This is a genomic window from Paenibacillus sp. NPDC057886 (genome assembly GCF_042796655.1).
GTDB lineage: Bacteria > Bacillota > Bacilli > Paenibacillales > Paenibacillaceae > Paenibacillus.
Genome location: NZ_JBHVMZ010000006.1, coordinates 438,229 through 455,496 on the forward strand (window position 1 = coordinate 438,229; position 17,268 = coordinate 455,496).

Annotated in this window: 20 protein-coding genes and 1 tRNA gene; 17 read left to right on the forward strand and 4 right to left on the reverse strand. The window is 44.4% G+C overall.

What is annotated here, in order from left to right:
* Window positions 1-74 precede the first annotated feature (74 nt).
* The 6 genes from ACFVQB_RS22155 to ACFVQB_RS22180 all read left to right on the forward strand — a co-directional run bounded on the left by ACFVQB_RS22155 (window position 75) and on the right by ACFVQB_RS22180 (window position 4,145).
* Window positions 75-500 (forward strand): hypothetical protein, encoded by a 426-nt coding sequence (locus tag ACFVQB_RS22155; RefSeq protein WP_379443965.1) that lies wholly within the window; start codon window positions 75-77, stop codon window positions 498-500.
* 250 nt (window positions 501-750) lie between these two features.
* Complete coding sequence (locus tag ACFVQB_RS22160; protein ID WP_379443969.1) at window positions 751-2,307, forward strand: tetratricopeptide repeat protein; 1,557 nt, start codon at window positions 751-753, stop codon at window positions 2,305-2,307.
* Between the two features lie 83 nt (window positions 2,308-2,390).
* Window positions 2,391-2,561: a hypothetical protein gene (locus tag ACFVQB_RS22165; RefSeq protein WP_379443972.1), complete on the forward strand. Its 171-nt coding sequence runs from the start codon at window positions 2,391-2,393 to the stop codon at window positions 2,559-2,561.
* Window positions 2,562-2,733: 172 nt separating this feature from the next.
* Window positions 2,734-3,408 carry a hypothetical protein gene (locus tag ACFVQB_RS22170; protein WP_379443976.1) on the forward strand — a complete coding sequence of 225 codons (675 nt, stop codon included), beginning with the start codon at window positions 2,734-2,736 and terminating at the stop codon, window positions 3,406-3,408.
* A 115-nt stretch (window positions 3,409-3,523) separates the two neighbouring features.
* Complete coding sequence (locus tag ACFVQB_RS22175) at window positions 3,524-3,646, forward strand: sporulation protein YjcZ (RefSeq protein WP_079696179.1); 123 nt, start codon at window positions 3,524-3,526, stop codon at window positions 3,644-3,646.
* A 169-nt stretch (window positions 3,647-3,815) separates the two neighbouring features.
* A complete protein-coding gene (locus tag ACFVQB_RS22180) occupies window positions 3,816-4,145 on the forward strand; it encodes a DUF1904 family protein (protein WP_379443981.1) in 330 nt (109 codons plus the stop codon).
* Between the two features lie 81 nt (window positions 4,146-4,226).
* Here the strand turns inward: ACFVQB_RS22180 and ACFVQB_RS22185 are convergent, their stop codons facing one another.
* Window positions 4,227-5,420, reverse strand: coding sequence for an MFS transporter (locus tag ACFVQB_RS22185; RefSeq protein WP_379443985.1), 1,194 nt, complete (start codon window positions 5,418-5,420; stop codon window positions 4,227-4,229).
* A gap of 144 nt (window positions 5,421-5,564) precedes the next feature.
* Window positions 5,565-5,753, reverse strand: a complete 189-nt coding sequence (locus ACFVQB_RS22190) for a DUF6199 family natural product biosynthesis protein (protein WP_379443988.1) — start codon at window positions 5,751-5,753, stop codon at window positions 5,565-5,567.
* A 298-nt stretch (window positions 5,754-6,051) separates the two neighbouring features.
* Here ACFVQB_RS22190 and ACFVQB_RS22195 point away from each other — a divergent pair, with 298 nt between their 5' ends.
* Together ACFVQB_RS22195 and ACFVQB_RS22200 are read left to right on the forward strand one after the other, a co-directional pair.
* A complete protein-coding gene (locus tag ACFVQB_RS22195) occupies window positions 6,052-7,200 on the forward strand; it encodes a sensor histidine kinase (protein WP_379443992.1) in 1,149 nt (382 codons plus the stop codon).
* A 109-nt stretch (window positions 7,201-7,309) separates the two neighbouring features.
* Complete coding sequence (locus ACFVQB_RS22200; RefSeq protein ID WP_379443995.1) at window positions 7,310-7,792, forward strand: DNA-entry nuclease; 483 nt, start codon at window positions 7,310-7,312, stop codon at window positions 7,790-7,792.
* Between the two features lie 170 nt (window positions 7,793-7,962).
* Here ACFVQB_RS22200 and ACFVQB_RS22205 read toward each other — a convergent pair whose 3' ends face one another.
* Window positions 7,963-8,199 (reverse strand): hypothetical protein, encoded by a 237-nt coding sequence (locus ACFVQB_RS22205; RefSeq protein ID WP_379443999.1) that lies wholly within the window; start codon window positions 8,197-8,199, stop codon window positions 7,963-7,965.
* 209 nt (window positions 8,200-8,408) lie between these two features.
* Between ACFVQB_RS22205 and ACFVQB_RS22210 the strand changes: the two genes are divergently transcribed.
* The 4 genes from ACFVQB_RS22210 to ACFVQB_RS22225 all read left to right on the forward strand — a co-directional run bounded on the left by ACFVQB_RS22210 (window position 8,409) and on the right by ACFVQB_RS22225 (window position 12,381).
* A complete protein-coding gene (locus tag ACFVQB_RS22210) occupies window positions 8,409-8,549 on the forward strand; it encodes a hypothetical protein (protein WP_379444003.1) in 141 nt (46 codons plus the stop codon).
* A 16-nt stretch (window positions 8,550-8,565) separates the two neighbouring features.
* Window positions 8,566-8,859 carry a hypothetical protein gene (locus tag ACFVQB_RS22215; protein ID WP_379444006.1) on the forward strand — a complete coding sequence of 98 codons (294 nt, stop codon included), beginning with the start codon at window positions 8,566-8,568 and terminating at the stop codon, window positions 8,857-8,859.
* A gap of 236 nt (window positions 8,860-9,095) precedes the next feature.
* Window positions 9,096-9,181 (forward strand) — tRNA-Leu (locus ACFVQB_RS22220).
* Between the two features lie 278 nt (window positions 9,182-9,459).
* Window positions 9,460-12,381 carry an insulinase family protein gene (locus ACFVQB_RS22225; protein WP_379444009.1) on the forward strand — a complete coding sequence of 974 codons (2,922 nt, stop codon included), beginning with the start codon at window positions 9,460-9,462 and terminating at the stop codon, window positions 12,379-12,381.
* A gap of 176 nt (window positions 12,382-12,557) precedes the next feature.
* Here the strand turns inward: ACFVQB_RS22225 and ACFVQB_RS22230 are convergent, their stop codons facing one another.
* Entirely contained in the window at window positions 12,558-13,265 is a 708-nt protein-coding gene (locus tag ACFVQB_RS22230; RefSeq protein WP_379444011.1) for a helix-turn-helix domain-containing protein, read from the reverse strand.
* Between the two features lie 247 nt (window positions 13,266-13,512).
* Here ACFVQB_RS22230 and ACFVQB_RS22235 point away from each other — a divergent pair, with 247 nt between their 5' ends.
* The 5 genes from ACFVQB_RS22235 (at window position 13,513) to ACFVQB_RS22255 (ending at window position 17,166) form a co-directional block, all read left to right on the forward strand.
* Window positions 13,513-14,733: a MalY/PatB family protein gene (locus tag ACFVQB_RS22235; RefSeq protein WP_379444013.1), complete on the forward strand. Its 1,221-nt coding sequence runs from the start codon at window positions 13,513-13,515 to the stop codon at window positions 14,731-14,733.
* Window positions 14,734-15,006: 273 nt separating this feature from the next.
* Window positions 15,007-15,675, forward strand: a complete 669-nt coding sequence (ung, locus tag ACFVQB_RS22240; RefSeq protein ID WP_379444016.1) for a uracil-DNA glycosylase — start codon at window positions 15,007-15,009, stop codon at window positions 15,673-15,675.
* Window positions 15,676-15,695: 20 nt separating this feature from the next.
* Window positions 15,696-16,115: a hypothetical protein gene (locus tag ACFVQB_RS22245; protein WP_064636507.1), complete on the forward strand. Its 420-nt coding sequence runs from the start codon at window positions 15,696-15,698 to the stop codon at window positions 16,113-16,115.
* Window positions 16,116-16,351: 236 nt separating this feature from the next.
* Window positions 16,352-16,936 (forward strand): LOG family protein, encoded by a 585-nt coding sequence (locus tag ACFVQB_RS22250; RefSeq protein ID WP_072735382.1) that lies wholly within the window; start codon window positions 16,352-16,354, stop codon window positions 16,934-16,936.
* A 98-nt stretch (window positions 16,937-17,034) separates the two neighbouring features.
* Complete coding sequence (locus ACFVQB_RS22255) at window positions 17,035-17,166, forward strand: YjcZ family sporulation protein (RefSeq protein ID WP_211754062.1); 132 nt, start codon at window positions 17,035-17,037, stop codon at window positions 17,164-17,166.
* The last annotated feature ends 102 nt before the right edge of the window (window positions 17,167-17,268 follow it).

A 17,268-nucleotide genomic window follows, 5' to 3' on the forward strand; every position in this document is an offset into this window, starting at 1 on the left:
TATCACTGTCTGTCCATGCCATAATACAAATCTCACATATACTATCATATTCCAAACAATAGGAGGTAGATTTCATGAGTCAATTTATTGATGCGAGAACGTCGCAGAATGCAAGTTTGGCGAACTCCATTGCAATACCGATCCTTGTTGTTGACACGCCACAATTATTTGGCCAGATTGGACTTGTAACTACTGAGGGCATTGGTGCAAATCCGCGTGTGCAATTCAAAGGAACTGTTTCTGTGCAGCTTCCAGTAGCCCTCGTAGGAGTAACGATAACCATCGTTAGAGGAACCTTGGGAACGGATCCTGTCATCTATTCTGCCACGTCCACATTCAATTTGAGTGTTCTGGCTCCTCAGGTCATTACATTCTCTGCGGATGATTTCAATCCACCAATAACACCTCAGTTGACGTACACTGCATTCGTTAGCTCTAACTTGCTGGGTACGATCCGTGTAGGTCCTGAGAACTTTGATGGAGTCTTGTATTCGGATTAATGGTTAGAGTCATTCTTCTGGCTCACACCGTTGGTGCAGATCAAGTATCAATCTATTAACGGGTCGTTTTCCTTCCTGCCTTGAGAAAGGCAGGTTTTTTCTATTTACAGGAGTGTGGTTTAGCACTTCATTGGATCAGGCATCGTTTATGATATAATGCGTTAGAGATTAAGGGAACGGTCTATGAGAGCATGGAAGTGAAAGTCCGAAATGTCGATGAAATTATGAATGGAAAGCAGGTTTTTAACCAATGATGCAAAACGAAGGACAACGATTCCGATTCAGTGAAGCTCCGGTATGGGATTGGCAGCGGGCCTATTATGAACAGAAGGGGTTACACGCTTGGACGGATAATCAGGTACCACAGTATATTACAAGTAATCCGATGATTGCTACGGCGTACGCCGAGATGATTTTTGGTTTTCTTCAGGATCTCGCGAGCAAAGGACAGACAAATGAGATGGTGACCATTCTCGAACTTGGAGCGGGTGTAGGGCGCTTGGCGCATCAGATCCTTATTAAACTGGTGGAGTTAAAGGATTTTGCAGGTGTGGAGCTGCCTGCTTTTCGATATGTAATGACCGATCTGGTCGAAGATAATGTATTGGGTTGGAGAGGACATCCCTCCATGCAATCCTTTATTGACCAAGGAATACTGGATTTCGCACGTTTTGACGCGATACAGGACACCGAGTTGAATCTGGTGGTGGCGGATACAGTTATTCGACCAGGTGATCTGAAGCAACCTTTGCTGTTGATTGCCAATTACTTTTTTGACAGCATTCCACAGGAGTTAATTTATGTTGGTGAGGGTGAGATATATGAGTGTGACGTACTCGTCCAATCTCCAGAACCTTCTCTTCATTCCGAACCTGCCGAGTTGCTGGAAAACATGACACTGAGTTATGAATACCGCCGTGCACCTGAGTACAGTGCAGAAGACTATCCGTATCATGAACTTATCGCTCTGTACAAGGAGGAGTTGGAGGATTCACACATTTTGTTCCCCGCAATCGGTCTGTCCTGTCTCGAACGATTGAACAGATTATCAGAGTCAGGATATGTGTTGATTACTGCGGACAAAGGGGACCATCGACTGGACAACTGGAAGTTTGCCGAACCGCCTGAATTCGTACTTCATGGGAGTTTTTCTTTAACGGCGAATTATCATGCCATTCAATATGTACTGGAACGGCAAGGAGCCCACACTCGTTTCACAACCCATCATTATAAAGATCTGAACGTTGGATGTATGTTGATGGTGGATGAGCCAAGGGGGTATGTGAACACGCGGCTGGCGTATCACCGATTTGTTGAGCGTTTTGGACCCGATGATTTTTTCAGTATGAAAGAATGGATGGATCATCAGGTAGAGCGGATGGAGCTGAAGCAGATTTTACCGTTCTGGCGTCTGGGTGGTTATGATGCTGAGTTTTTGATCCATAGTGCTAACCGGATTTCGAATCTTCTACCGGATGCAAGCGATGAGGAGATGCTTGATATTCAGTCTGGAATCCACATCATGTGGTCTTCATATTATGTAATGGAGCGGCAAGGAGATGTGGCGTTTCTTGCAGGTCAGCTGTTATATGAAATGTATATGTATGAGGACGCCAAGCGGTTTCTGGAACTGTCGTTAGATGCTGATTCGAGAAAACAGAATTCAGCAGTGCTGTACGACTTGGCCGTGTGTTGTTATGAAATTGAACTGGAAGAAGAAGCGCTGGCTTACACGCGGAAAGTACTGGCTCTGGAACCTGATCATGAAGAAGCAATGGATTTGCTAAAAAGCTTCGAGTGTCTATAAAGATTGAAACTTACTTCTCTTATCATCGTATTATTAGGATAATCACACAATAATTCCCGGTAAACGGAAGAGGAGATGAGTACATGAAGAAGGTTCTGACCATTTTGCTTTATCCACTGTCGGCGGTTGTGGGAGCGTTGGGCGCAAATTCAGCTGCGACTGGTGATATGGTACTTTTTGCGAAAGATATAGCTACAGATCGAGGTTATGACGGGCAGGAGATTTATGATAGAATTGAACACAGAAATTCCTAAACTACATATCATTTAAACTGTAAAAGTAATTGTTAGACGGAGCGATACGCCAAAGACAATTACTCTTGAAGCGAAGTGCGATGAGCAGGAATCCTGCCTGTACAACCTTTAAGCCGGTTTCGTACCTGATACAGGTATGAACCGGCTTTTATTCATGAATGGGGGATAAACGTTGAAGATTATTATTGGACAGCCCAAGTTGGAACAACAATTGCTGCAGCTGGAAGCGGAATTGAAACAACATCCGGAAGCGGATGTGTTGCTCTTTCCAGAAGGCTATCTGAATCAGAACGTGGAGGAGGCCAGTCGTCTGGCGGCTGTATATGGAACGATGATTGTATCAGGTCATCGCAGGTTGGATGAACGTCCCAAGGACCGTTCAATCATCATTAGCAAGGCTGGGAAGACTGTATTGGAGAAAGCGAAGTATACTGCAGCTGAGGTAGTTAAGGAACAGGAATGGACTATAAGCACCTTGTTATGTGACGAGTTGGTGCTGCAAGGTTTTCGCAACGAGAATATTGGCAGAGTGGATATGATCATGCATTCCATTGGTGTAGGGATGTTCAGTGAAGAGCAGTATACAGAGTGGATTGAAGAAGCGCGGCAGATGGCGATACAAAATCAATGTATTGTTATGGGGGCCAGCCATGCGGATGGTTCGTATCGTGACAGTGAAATTTCAATTCCGATCGCCTATTGTATTGCCCCGGATGGGCAAGTGGTCTTGGCATCCAGAAACGATACACGCACTCGTTTAATTATCCTGGACAAGCGAAACCCAGCAGACCTCTGTCATGGAGTAGCGGGAAATGATGTGAACATCGAAGTCATTCCTTTGGCATAATTCAACTGACAAAATATACAATAATTGGGCCGCTGAACTTGACGATAGCCCGGACATTAGTGTTAGAATCGACATATGTTATGGCATACCTTGAAATTCAAAGGAGGCCAATCAAATGAGTGAAGTTGGATACGGTTGTGGCGGCAATGTTGGTGGATTTGGCGGATGGACTTCCACAAGCGCAATTCTCGTACTCTTCATCCTGCTCGTAATCATCACTAAATCTTTCTGGCTGTAAGCTACTGCAGAACAAGGTGAGACCTGGTTACGTGTATGCTCCGCTGAGACTTCAGCGGGGCTTTTCTGCGTTTATGTGAAAGAATGATATGATGAAAGAGATTTGACAACCGAAAACAATGTGCTTAAAATCACATAAGAGACCAATAATAGAGATTGAAGGGATAGCAATGCCGTTTATTCGTTTTAAAGGATTCACAGGACCACAATTGGAGGAAGTTGTACCCCGCATCACGGAGCAATTTGCATTGATTACCAATATGCCGCGGGAGAGAATGAAGGCAGAACGTCATGACGTACAAGCTCTTACTCCTTCTCCGGCTTCAGTAGAGATCCTGATGTTCCAACGTGATCAGGAGATTCATAATCGGATTGCTTCCTCAATGCAGGCTATTTTGGAAGAAGCAGATTTGCCTGATGTGCATATTTTCTTCAATATACTGTCACCAGCGCTGTATTATAAACAAGGCAAGCCGTTGACAGATTATCGATTGGATTGAGAATAAAATGGCTGCTCCGATGATGTTCGGAAGCAGCGGAGACGAGCAGATGTGGGCTCGTCTTTTTTTGATTCAATCATTTTACTCTTTGATTCGATTTAACCGGAAAGAGCAAAGGGAAGATACGATGAATAAGACACCGCCGATCAAATACACCAGCCGAACCCCCATTTGGTCAGCAATCAGACCGAAGATTACCGTAGATATGCTCATGGCAGCTGAGAGAACAATCCCATGCGCTGCGTATACCTTGGACAGGGATTCGACAGGCACACTGCTCTGAAAAGCCGTTTGCTGAGCAACATCGCGGATCTGATAAGCGGGACCCATAAGCACACACAATACTAGAGCGAGCCAAGGAAGGCTGTTTAAACCGTAAGCGATGGTCAGCAAGCTGAAGAATAGAGAACCTATTGCCATACTGGAGATCAGGTGCTTCTGTATGCGAGTGGCCAGAGCGATGGCTAGAATTCCTCCGAGAATGGTGCCAGCAGAATAGCTGGAGTTGATAAGTCCCCACCAACCTTCCTCTTGGCCCAAAGCTTCTTTCACAAAAGCAAGTGTGATAGCGCCGATCCAGATGGAGCCAGCAAGACCTTCAACCAGATCCATAAACGTTATCAGACGCAAAGACTGATTTTTCCAAAGAATAATCCAACCTTCCCTTAGTACATCCGATCTGGAAGTGGAATTCTCGGCTTTTTCCTGAATATCGCGGGTAAGTGAGCTGATCATAATCATCAGAATCAGGACAACCCAGGATAAGGTTGTAGCCGCCCAGAAAGTTTGTGAAGCCCCCCAGTACATAACGATGAATCCTGTCATCGCATATCCAATAATCGTCACGGTCTGAGTAGAGAACGAGAGAAAACTATTCGCCTTCACCAGATCTTCTCCTTGAACCAATCGAGGAGTTAACGTGTTTATTAATGGAGATTCCCATCCGTCCAGAAACGAGAGAACCGCTATTCCCACAAGCAGAAGAGGAATGTGAGCAGTAAGATCGGTAAATGCGATGGCAATCCCGGTAATCATCAATGTTTTGGCTAAAGGAATACTAACAATCAGTCTAGAGAATGCGAAACGGTTCACAAGCAGTGGTGCAGTAAATCCTGCCACGATACGCGCTGACATTTGAATGAATGGAAACAGCGCAGCGTAAAGGACAGACCCGGTCTGACCGTAAATAAATGTCGTGATAACCATGATATATATAACATTAATGAGAGAAAGCAGTGTTTTGGCAGCCCAATATGGATAAAATGCGATGTTCATGCTAAGGTGTCCTTTCCACAACGATAACTATATATTACGGGTATCGTTGCGAACGCACCACAAACAAAGTTGTCATTTTCCCGTCATTGAAGCAGCAAAAAAGCAGCTGTCCCAAGGGACAGCTGTCTTTCTGGTTTCTATAATTCAAGCCACAACGAGCGTAAAAGCGATAAGCAGCATCAACAGACTGGTCATTCTGGTCATAGCCATATAAGGTCTGCTGGGCTCAGCCTCTCCTTGGGAAATCCAGCCATAACGCAAGTACCAGCCGAATTTCGGGAAGCACAAATTAATGATACAAAGTGTCATGAATATAAAAAAGAGGGTTCTCATACCCGATCTTCCTTCCTCATTTTACATGACCGGCTCAAAATTAACGCTTACGTCTTGAGAAGAAGAAAACAAGCAAAATAATAATAATAACGATTAATAAAAATTTCATGAGTGACCCTCCTGATGACATGATAAGTTTTGTGAATGTATTAATCAGATATTACCCAAGGAACACATGACTTGAATAACTATGTTACAATTAATTATATTGTTTTTATATAATCACATACCATCGGGTTATCGATAGCTGCATTAGGAGCATGAATACACTAAAGTTTGGTGAGATGAAGGAGGAAGCATGACTAAATACAATCAACTCGCTATACAATGGGAATTTATTATCTCTAAAATTAAATCTTCCGTAACCGTAGTCGATGCCACCTTGCCTGATTTTCCGCTAATGTTTGTAAATGAATATTTCACTCAATTAACCGGATATAGTGCGGAAGAGTCAATAGGACAGAATTGCCGTTTCCTGCAAGGACCGGATACGGACCCGGAAACCGTACAACTGATTCGCGAAGCGTTGAAAAATCAGAAGTTGATCAAGACAGAGATTCTGAACTATACGAAGCATGGACAGAAGTTTTGGAATGAACTGAATATTGATCCTATTTTCGATGAATCAGGGGAATGTCTGTTTTTTGTAGGGATTCAATATGATATTTCGGAGCGGAAATATGCTGAGCAGCAGTTACGGATGGCAGCTTCGCTGACAGAAATGAACAGTAGGGGACAGTTGGAGTTCATTGGGAAGCTGAACCATGAACTTCGCACGCCGCTGAACGGGATTATGGGCATGATTGAACTTGTCAGCATGGGTGAAAACAGTGAGGAGCAGAAAGAGTATTTGGAACTTGCACGCCAGTCCGGGGAAGCTCTTCTAAACATTGTCAACAATAGTCTTGATATGGCCAAGCTGGGCAGAGGAAAAATGAGAGTGGAGCAAATCGAGTTTCAGCCGTTGAAGCTGATTCAACAGATTATTAAAACGCATGAACCCGCGGCCCAGAATAAACAAATTCGATTGCTCTGTCATGCGGATCTGGCTATACCTGATGTACTCACGGGTGATCCCCTACGTCTCCGGCAAGTACTGGATAACCTGCTCAGCAACGCCATTAAATTCACGGAACAAGGTGAAGTGCAATTACAGATGGATGTTCAAGAGCAGCGAGGAGATACCGTTATCCTGGTATTCACTGTACATGACACGGGGATTGGCATTCCGGATAATAAGATTAATCAATTGTTTGAAGCGTTCACGCAGACAGACATCTCTCATGCACGCAAATTTGGCGGCAGCGGACTTGGACTCACCATCTGCAAAGAGTTGCTCGAATTGATGGACGGTCAAATTTCGGTGGAGAGTATCGAGGGAAAAGGAACGAAGTTTGGGGTTACCTTGCCTTTACTTCGACAACAGGCGATTCCTAACGTGGGGTAGTCTATTCAGAACAGCCGGGAAGTGTCGGCTGTTTTTTTTTTGTTTTTTTATATTGTTTAGCGAACTGGCGTTCTGGTATAATGCAAGTGTTGAATGGGGGAGAAACAGCATGAGTAAAAGACGCAGAAGCCGAAAGAGCAAGGGCAAGCAACGATTTAAAAAGCAGATATTGACGCTGGTGGCAATGTTAATGGTAGCTCTCTATGCATGGGTTGGCGGAGAGTGGTCTCTGGATATACCGTCCCAATTTGGGGGAAGCAAAGGAAGCGTAGATCATACCATCACATTCCCGGCAGAGCGCTATCCCGAAACGGCCAATCATATCAAGATGGCCATCAAGGCAGGACATTCGGATGTATGCACCATTGATCGCAGTGGAGCTGAAGGTAATCGGGATTTGTCCCTCAAAGGTGTTCCGGTCAAAAAGGGGAAAGACCGGGATGAATGGCCAATGGCAATGTGTGCGGAAGGCGGAGCGGGAGCAGATATCCAATATATTAGTCCCAAGGATAATCGTGGTGCAGGCTCATGGGTGGGAAACCAACTAAGTACATATCCGGATGGAACACGAGTAAAGTTTGTGGTGAAATAGCGACGGATGATGAGAAAGTAATTGACGCAGAAATGCCTTAGCCTTGAAAAAGTGTGGCATAGCGTAAAAGGCAAAAATAAAACCAGACGTCTGCGTCTGGTTTTATTTTATGAAGGGAGAAATAAACACATCTAGTTCACGTATAAATACATGAAGTACCTGTTCTCTGATTACAGATCAGCCGTACTCAACTGCATTCCACTTAAATGATGAGAGCGGATGCTTAACAAACGTGTGACTTGTTCTACTTCATCGAATGGAATCCATAGGCTTCCGTGGACTGTCCGTAAGGAGAGAATGGAAGCATCGGCATTACGTTCTGGAAATCCAGTTACCGTTTGCCCGCTTGTATTCCGAACGATGATTTGTTGTTTGCGCCGTATGGCAATTTCTACCTCTTTTTTCATATGTCATTGCTCCTGGTTATGGATTAGTAATTCGATATGTCAATAATTTCAATGGTTAATTTGTCTTCTTTATCTAGTCTATCAGAACTATGTATAGATTTCCAGATCAGAAATTATATTTTACATAGGTGTAAGGGCTTATTACATGCTTTCCGTTTTTGAAGAAGCAACCAGGGGTTATATAAGGGTAAAAGGGAGGGGGACGTATAATGACACAATTGCTGATCGGACTTGTACGCACGGAGCACGAAGCCATTATCATGTTAAATAAATTGAAAGAGGAAGGCATAGCAGATAAATATTTGGGCGCGGTAGCCAAAGAACAGGTCAATCTCGAAGTGGTAAGTTGAGAAGACTGGTTTGCCTATGCCTCTGAAGGGTGCAGGAACAGATGGCGCTTTAGGAGTACTAAAAGGTGTACTTGCTGGTCTGGGCAAGCGGATGGATCAGGCGATGTCCATAGGAAAAGCGGTACGCAAACTCGCAGGCAATGAGATTGGAAATGAGACGGATGATCTGGTGCTTACCTTAACCGAAGCAGGGGTCTCCGAAGAAGATGCTAATTACTATGAAGATTGGCTAGTGCAGGGGTATATCCTGGTGGTTGTGGAATGCAGCGAGGAAGAGGCGGCCCGAATTGCACCTATTCTTCTTTTTTAGTTTAATTTAAGCCTGATTTTAGGTTTCTTTAATGTTGGGGAGGTATTCTTATTTCACACCTCCCTTAATATAGATGGTTTAAAGAAAGTTCGGGACCGCAACTCGAACTTTCTAGGCACTGCTCGCTAACGCTGGCAGTGCCTGTTTCATTTTTTTGGATTATTTTATATTAAGGTATTGCAGAGTTATAAATTTCATGGTAAGATATTTCTTGTCGCCAAGAAATAGATACCCATGCCGGGGTGGCGGAATTGGCAGACGCACAGGACTTAAAATCCTGCGGTAGGTGACTACCGTACCGGTTCGATCCCGGTCCTCGGCATCTTAAGAAAAGATCGCATGACACTTGTTAAACAAGTTGTTCATGCGATCTTTTTTTGTTTGGAAATTTTAATTTTTATGATTCTCTGCCGTACCATTCAGTTCATAAACATAAAAAAACGATAATACATATCAGATGACGCCTATGGGCTGCCCATTATGAATTCCCAGGATCGATGGTGTATACTATCCGTAGGCATAAATTACCTTTGACTTTGAACTTGAAGAACTCAAGGTTGCATCCAAACTAAACAATTTTATGGACGGAGGACTCGACCCATGTTGAAACAGCTTAAGCCCTATAAGGTGCTGCAGGAACGCAGAATTGAAGAGTTGAAGTCAGATGCGTATCTCCTGGAACATCAGAAATCCGGAGCCAAAATTGTACTTTTATCTAATCAGGATGATAATAAAGTGTTCAGTATCGGTTTCCGTACTCCTCCAGAAGACAATACAGGTGTAGCTCACATTCTGGAACATTCCGTACTGTGTGGCTCCAAGAAATTTCCGGCTAAGGATTCCTTTGTTGAATTGCTGAAGGGATCACTTAATACATTTCTGAATGCGATGACATATCCCGATAAAACAATCTATCCGATTGCAAGCCGGAATGATCATGACTTCCATAACCTGATGGATATTTATCTGGATGCGGTACTCCACACGAATATTTATGAGAATGAAAAAATATTTCTGCAGGAGGGTTGGAATTACAATCTGACCTCAGCGGAAGATGAGTTAACCTATAACGGCGTTGTATATAACGAGATGAAGGGCGCATTTTCTTCACCGGAACGGATTGTGCGCAGAGAAGTTCTGAATTCTCTTTTCCCGGATACTACGTATTCCTGTGAATCAGGCGGATTTCCCGATGCCATTCCCGATCTGACCTATCAAGGATTGCTGGATTTCCACTCCAGATACTATCATCCGTCCAACAGCTTCATTTATTTGTATGGGGATATGGATATGGAAGAGAAATTACAGTGGTTAGATGAAAATTATCTGAGTGAATATGATCGAATCGAGATTGATTCTGCGATTCAGCTCCAACCTGCATTCGGAGAAAGAGTGGACGCAGTCAAGTCATATTCTGCCGGAAGTACCGAATCAGAAGTGGATAACAGCTTCTTGACCTATAATGCGGTCATTGGAACAAGTCTGAACAAGGAATTAAACATCTCGTTTCAAATTTTGCTGTACGCACTGCTTAACGCTCCGGGAGCGGTTCTAAAGCAGGCCTTGCTGGATAAGGGGATTGCGAAGGATGTATATGGCACGTATGATGACAGCCTGTATCAGCCCGTGTTCACCGTTGGATTGAAGAAGAGCAATCTGGCGAGCAAAGAGGATTTTCTGGGGACGGTAAAAGAGGTACTTGAGCGTGTTGTGAAAGAAGGCTTTGATCCAAAAGCGCTGCTCGCAGGTATTAATTCCTATGAGTTCAACCACCGGGAAGCGGATTATGGAAGAATGCCCAAAGGATTAATCTATGGTTTCTCCTCATTGCAAAGCTGGCTGTATGATGTCGAAGCTCCATTTACTCATTTGGAAGCGAATGACGTGTTCGCCGAGCTGAGAACGAAGATGACCGAGGGTTACTTCGAGAAGTTGATTGAGAAGTATTTACTGCAAAATACGCATACTTCTTTTGTCGCTGTCACGCCGGATAAAGGATTGAACGCACGCAAAGAGGAAGCCCTGAAAGCACATTTGAAATCAGTTCAGGCGGGACTGAGTCAGGAAGAGATTCAGCAACTCATTCAGAGAACCGAGGCCCTCGCCGAGTACCAGAATGCACCTTCAACCAAGGAACAACAGCAGGTGATTCCGACGTTATCGATAGAGGACATTGAACCGAAAGCATCCACGCTGTATCAGACGGTAAATCAGGTCGAAGGTACAACTGTACTGCATCATAACATCTATACCAATGGGATCGGTTATCTGAGACTGTTGTTCGATATTAAGGAAGTCCCACGGCGTTTGCTGCCATATGTTGGATTGCTGAAAAGTGTGCTCGGTTACGTCGACACTCAAAATTTCTCATTTAATGAATTGTCGAATGAAATTCACATTCATTCCGGGGGCATTCATAGTGGCATTGGTACGTATGCAAATGCGCATGAGCACCATGATTTCAAGGCTACCTATGAATTCAACGCCAAAGTGCTGTATGACAAGCTGGGATTTGCTTTTGACATGATCAAAGAAATTGTGTTCACGTCGAAATTTGATGATTCGAAGCGTTTATACGAAATTATTGCCCAGTTGAAGGGTAACCTGCAGCGCAATCTGATCAGCGGAGGTCATTCAGCGGGAATTGGTCGATCTACCTCTAAACACTCGGCTGTTGCCAACTTCAGGGAAGCGGTTAGCGGCATCGCCTTTTACCAATGGCTTGAGGAGCTTCAGGCGAACTTTGAGGCAAGAAAAGAAGAACTGTCGAACAGCCTTCAATCGTTGACTGGCTTTATTTTCAGACCGGAAAACTTGCTTGTGAGCTACACTGCGGATGATCAGGGATATGCAGGCTTGGAGAAACAGGTATCCGATTTGAAATCGAAGCTGTTCACCCAAGACGTTGCCAAGGAAAAAGAAGCATTTACACCTGTGCATCACAAAGAAGGATTCAGATCCCCATCTGAAGTCCAATATGTCGTTCAAACGGGTAATTTTATTGATAAAGGATATTCATACACTGGCTCGCTCCGTGTCTTGCAGGGGATTCTATCCCTGGATTACTTGTGGAACAATATCAGGGCCAAAGGCGGAGCATACGGCTGCATGTCAGGGTTCAGACGTAACGGAGACAGTTATGTAGCATCATACCGTGACCCGAATCTCGAAAAAACATACAAAATCTATGAAGAGATGCCGCAATACCTGAAAGATTTCAAAGCAGATACACGGGAAATGACGAGATATATCATTGGCGCCATCCAGGACCTTGATACACCAAGAACGCCTTATGGCGAAGGGTCATTCTCTCTGGAATGTTATCTGTCGAATGTCACCGAGGCCGATCTTCAGAAAGAACGGGATGAAGTGCTAAGCACAACAGAAAGTGACATTATAGGTTTTGCCGAAGTGGTATCCGCCATATTGGAACAGCAGCAACGCTGTGTTATCGGTAATGAAAACAAGATTGAAGACCAGAAGCAATTATTTGACGAAACCCTTGATTTAATCAAGAACTAATCCTTGAATTGAAGGATGCAACAATGCTAATCCTGAAGACTTGGCAGCAAGACAGTAACATCTGATCCCAAAGGGCGCTTTTATGAGCTGTAGTGGCTTATAACTGCCGCCCTTTTCTTATTCCAAGTTTTTTTTTCATTTCGATTCAATCTGACCAATCCGGCTTACGTTGAAGGTTAGGTAACGGCGAGCATATTATAGATCTTTAACGTGCGCAGATCTTCCTTAGACATTTTCAGTTCGTTATATAACTCCTGATTCTCAGGCAAGGGCGTTCGAGAGAATAGCATTTTCAAAGCGATGGGCATAAAGGGGCGGAAAGAAACACCTGCCATCAACCCCCACTTTTTCTCCGACTCCTGAAACGATGCCAGAATGTTAATATACAGGTTCTCCAGCGGTGTGGCCTGATTTTTCAGAATCAGCGTGGTGAGTGTGTCGTAATGCTCGGTGTGGCCCCAATACATATTTTCGCATTCCTGATAATACTCAAAATTCTTGACGTTCATATACATCACGGTTCGATAACGATTGGCGTCCGACTGTGCCATCATGTCAATGACACAACGGATGAGGCTGTTGTTGCGCCCATCATAAAAATACGAATAAAATCTTGTGGAATTTTTGAAAAAGCTGGACGGTACGGTATTCATAAGCGGAGTGGCTTGCTTGGGTTCAATATACAGCAATTGCTCCACTTGAATGTTCAATGAATCAGCAATTTGATGCAGCGTGACCACGTCAAGTGTAATATCTCCGCTCTCATATTTGGACAGAGTAGCTTTGCTTTTGTGAATCTGATCTGCCAGCTGCTGGACCGTTAACCCTTTCCATTTGCGAAAATTACGGATTTTCTTGCCCACTTCTTTGTTGATGGTGTTCATATTGGATCTCCTTCTGCTAAGTTTCTTAAGAATATGAGAAAAGGTGAAACCTCTCGGTAAAATCAATCTTTACGAAAAATATAACACTTTTTTCATGAAAATACCTATTCAGAAGAAACATTAAGATGAATTTGTTTCTTTTGAATAGATTGTATTGCGTTTGATGTAACTTCTAAGCCATGAAATAATGTATCTAACAGAACCTCATCCCAGGATGGAGAACAGAGAGAAAGAGGCGCAGAAGACTATGAAGTATGATTTTGATGAGATTATTGATCGCACAGGAACCAATGCCATGAATACGGATGGTTTCCGTCAATATATTTTTAATGCAACAGAAGATATGAAATTTCCCTTTAAGGATGAAGAATTTATTCGCATGTGGATTGCAGATATGGAGTTTGCCACACCTCCCGAAATACGGGAAGCAATTAAGGAGCGTTTGGACCGGAAAATTATGGGGTACTCCCAGGTGTTCGATCCGGCATACTACGAAGCTGTCTCCAACTGGATGAACAGATACTACGAATGGTCTTTCCCCAAGGAGCATCTGGAGACATCGCATGGGATCATTCCTGCTCTATATGAATTAGTTGAATATATTTGCAAACCGAATGAGAAGGTGCTGATTGTGACACCCTCCTATGGTTATTTCAAATTGGCTGCGGAGCATAATCATCTTGAACTAGTTTGCTCAGATTTGATCAACGAGCAGGGACATTATTCAATCGACTTTGCAGATTTTGAAGCCAAAGCCAGTGATGAACAAGTCACGTTATGTATTTTTTGCAATCCGCATAATCCGTCTGGACGGGTATGGTCAACAGAAGAGTTACAACGTGTGGGCGAGATTTGTCTGAACCATAACGTGTGGGTGATCTCGGATGAAATTCACTGTGATTTGCTGCGTACAGGCAAGAAGCATACGCCTCTCGCCAAGCTGTTCCCGGATACGGATCGAATCGTTACCTGTATGTCGCCGAGCAAAACATTCAATATGGCGGGCCTGATGTTCTCCAACGTGATTATTGCAAATGAAGGTCTCCGAACGATCTGGCAAACACGGCATTATGGATTCAAAAATCCGCTGAGCATTGCTGCGACTCAAGCTGCTTACGAACATGGCGACGAATGGCTGAAGCAATTGAAAACGTATCTCGACGGAAATTTTGCCTTTGTGGATCAATATGTGAAACGTAATCTGCCACAGGCGGTATTTCATATTCCGGAAGCTACGTATCTAGCATGGATTGATATTACGGCATACGTCCCCCAAAATGTAAACCTGCCTTTATATTTCGCTGAACAAGCGGGGGTATTACTCGAAGATGGTCATATGTTTGTAGCTAATGGAGGCGGGTGTATCCGCCTGAACCTGGCATGTCCTCGTTCGGTTCTTGAAGAGGGGCTCAGAAGAATAAGCGCTGTGTTGGTCAATAAAGATGAGGGTATACCTGTTCAAGTCTGATTGAATTTATCTATAAACAAAGTACTGGATGGCTTTAACTTTGAAGTACAGATTCAGAGCGTATCAATTCACAGCGTTAGCCATTCCAGGTCAGTCTAAGTAACGTTAGTTATACAGGCAACCCAATCCCCTGATGTACACTTCTGGTCTGCTGTCCCCGGTTATGTTAAAATGGTGGATAGTCTATGAGTCGTAGGATACGGCTCACGCAGGTGGCAGTTCGTTATGTGGACTGCACGGATATGTATTCATCAGGGAAAGGAGCCTTTACATATGTTTGGAAATGATTGGGACTCTGTGCTTCAGGAAGAGACTGAAGCCGAGTATTTCAACAACATTCGTTATGCACTCGCCGCCGAGTATAAAACACAGACCATCTTTCCACCCAAGGAAGATTTGTTCTCGGCTCTAAAACTGACCCCGTATCATAAGGTCAAGGCCGTTATTATCGGTCAGGATCCTTATCACGGAGCGGGTCAGGCTCAAGGGTTAAGCTTCTCGGTCAGACCGGGGGTACGTATTCCTCCTTCTTTGAAAAATATATATAAGGAGCTCCACGCGGATCTGGGTCTGCCGATCCCCAAGCACGGATCGCTGGTTCATTGGGCAGAGCAGGGTGTGCTGTTACTTAATGCCGTTCTGACAGTACGGGAAGGGCAGCCGAACTCCCATCAGGGACTGGGCTGGCAGACGTTTACAGACGCTGTTATCCGGGCATTGAATGAACGTTCAGAACCGATGGTATTTATGCTTTGGGGCAGTCATGCCCAGAAGAAAGGGGCATACATTAACCGGGATAAACACCTGGTGTTGGAGTCTACGCATCCAAGTCCGCTTGCAGCGCATCGTGGCTTCCTGGGCAGTCGTCCTTTTTCCAAAGCCAATGAATTCTTGACCTCCAAAGGTATTGAACCGATTGATTGGACGATACCGGAAAACTAGACAAACGGGGGGTGAAGGCATTGCGACATTGGGTAGGACGGAAAGTAGCCGTATATCGTGCAACCGGCATACGAGAGCCACTAAAAGGAACGCTGGTCGAGTGGGATGAAGAAGCGGATTGTGTACGAATCGGACCAAAACGGATCAAGGTATCGTTCGACAATATCGCAATGATCCGGCCCTTGCCTGAAGAGAGCCTTCCCTTGAAAAAAGCGCGTTCCGAGGTGCATAAGGTCGGATATGTGATGAAAAAGGCCGTACAGTTTGAAAATGCCATCTATTTTAAATCACAGGTTATGATTTGGCGTCGGGCTAAAATTGTAGCATTATCCACAACGATTATACGCCATGATGATGATCAGGTTGAGCTTGCAGACGGCCGGATTCTCCGCAAGGACAAGCATATGTTTGTGGTGCGCTCACGGCGTGGAATACGATAAGTCCACTGATATTTAATATTCATTTCATGCAAAGATCATATGGATTTAATGTTCGGCCTTTATAGTAAACAGTATAACAACCCCTTCTAAATGATGTGTACTAAATATGGGAGCCCGGCCGGCTGCAAACGGTCGGGTGTTTTTTTTATTCACATGTGCATGATGAGTGATGTAACATAGTATTTACATTCATGTTATACACTAAAGAAATAGATAATGAGAAGGAGTGAAACCCATTGAAACGTATATGTGTTTTTGCAGGCTCCAACCCGGGAAATCACCCCGATTACACACAGCAGGCTATTAAATTGGGTAAACAGATCGCCGATAGCGGGTACGCACTCGTCTATGGCGGTTCATGTATGGGATTAATGGGTGCGGTCGCGGATGCTGCTCTGGAGCAGGGCGGAGAAGTGATTGGTGTCATGCCGACTGGCTTGTTCCGGGGAGAGGTCGTACATGGAGGCCTTACGCAGCTGATTGAAGTGGGAACGATGCATGAACGCAAGGCAACGATGGCCGAGCTATCCGATGGATTTGTGGCGCTTCCTGGTGGTATGGGGACATTTGAAGAACTATTTGAGGTTCTTTGCTGGGCACAAATCGGTATTCATCGTAAACCTGTCGGTTTGTTAAATGTAAACGGATATTACGAACCGTTGATGAAAATGGTTGAGCACAGCGTGCATGAAGGATTTTCCAATACCTCACATCTCAGTCTATGGAGTCTGGAATCTGACCCGGCTGAACTGTTGAATCGGATGTCATCCTATATTCCGGCTCAGTTGACACAGAAGTGGTCACAGCTTCAGGATAAATAACTATCCGCTCCAGCGGAAAACTTTCTGATATGCCCAAGCAAGTTCACTCCCCAAACATAGTCTATAGTGTACTTTCTTAAAAGAGGGGAGTGTCACTCATGAGCGAAATCAAAGGCACAGGATACGGTTACGGATACGGCGGCTTTGGCGGTGGAGCATGGACATCAACAGGCGCAATCCTGGTGTTGTTCATCCTGCTCGTTATCATCTCTCGCACATTCGTTCTGTAATTCGGTCAGCCATTCCGGGACGGTGACATAATCGCCGGGGCAACGCCCGATGAAGAAATGGCCTTTCCAAAGAGACGCCGGTACGGTCGGCGTCTCAGGGGA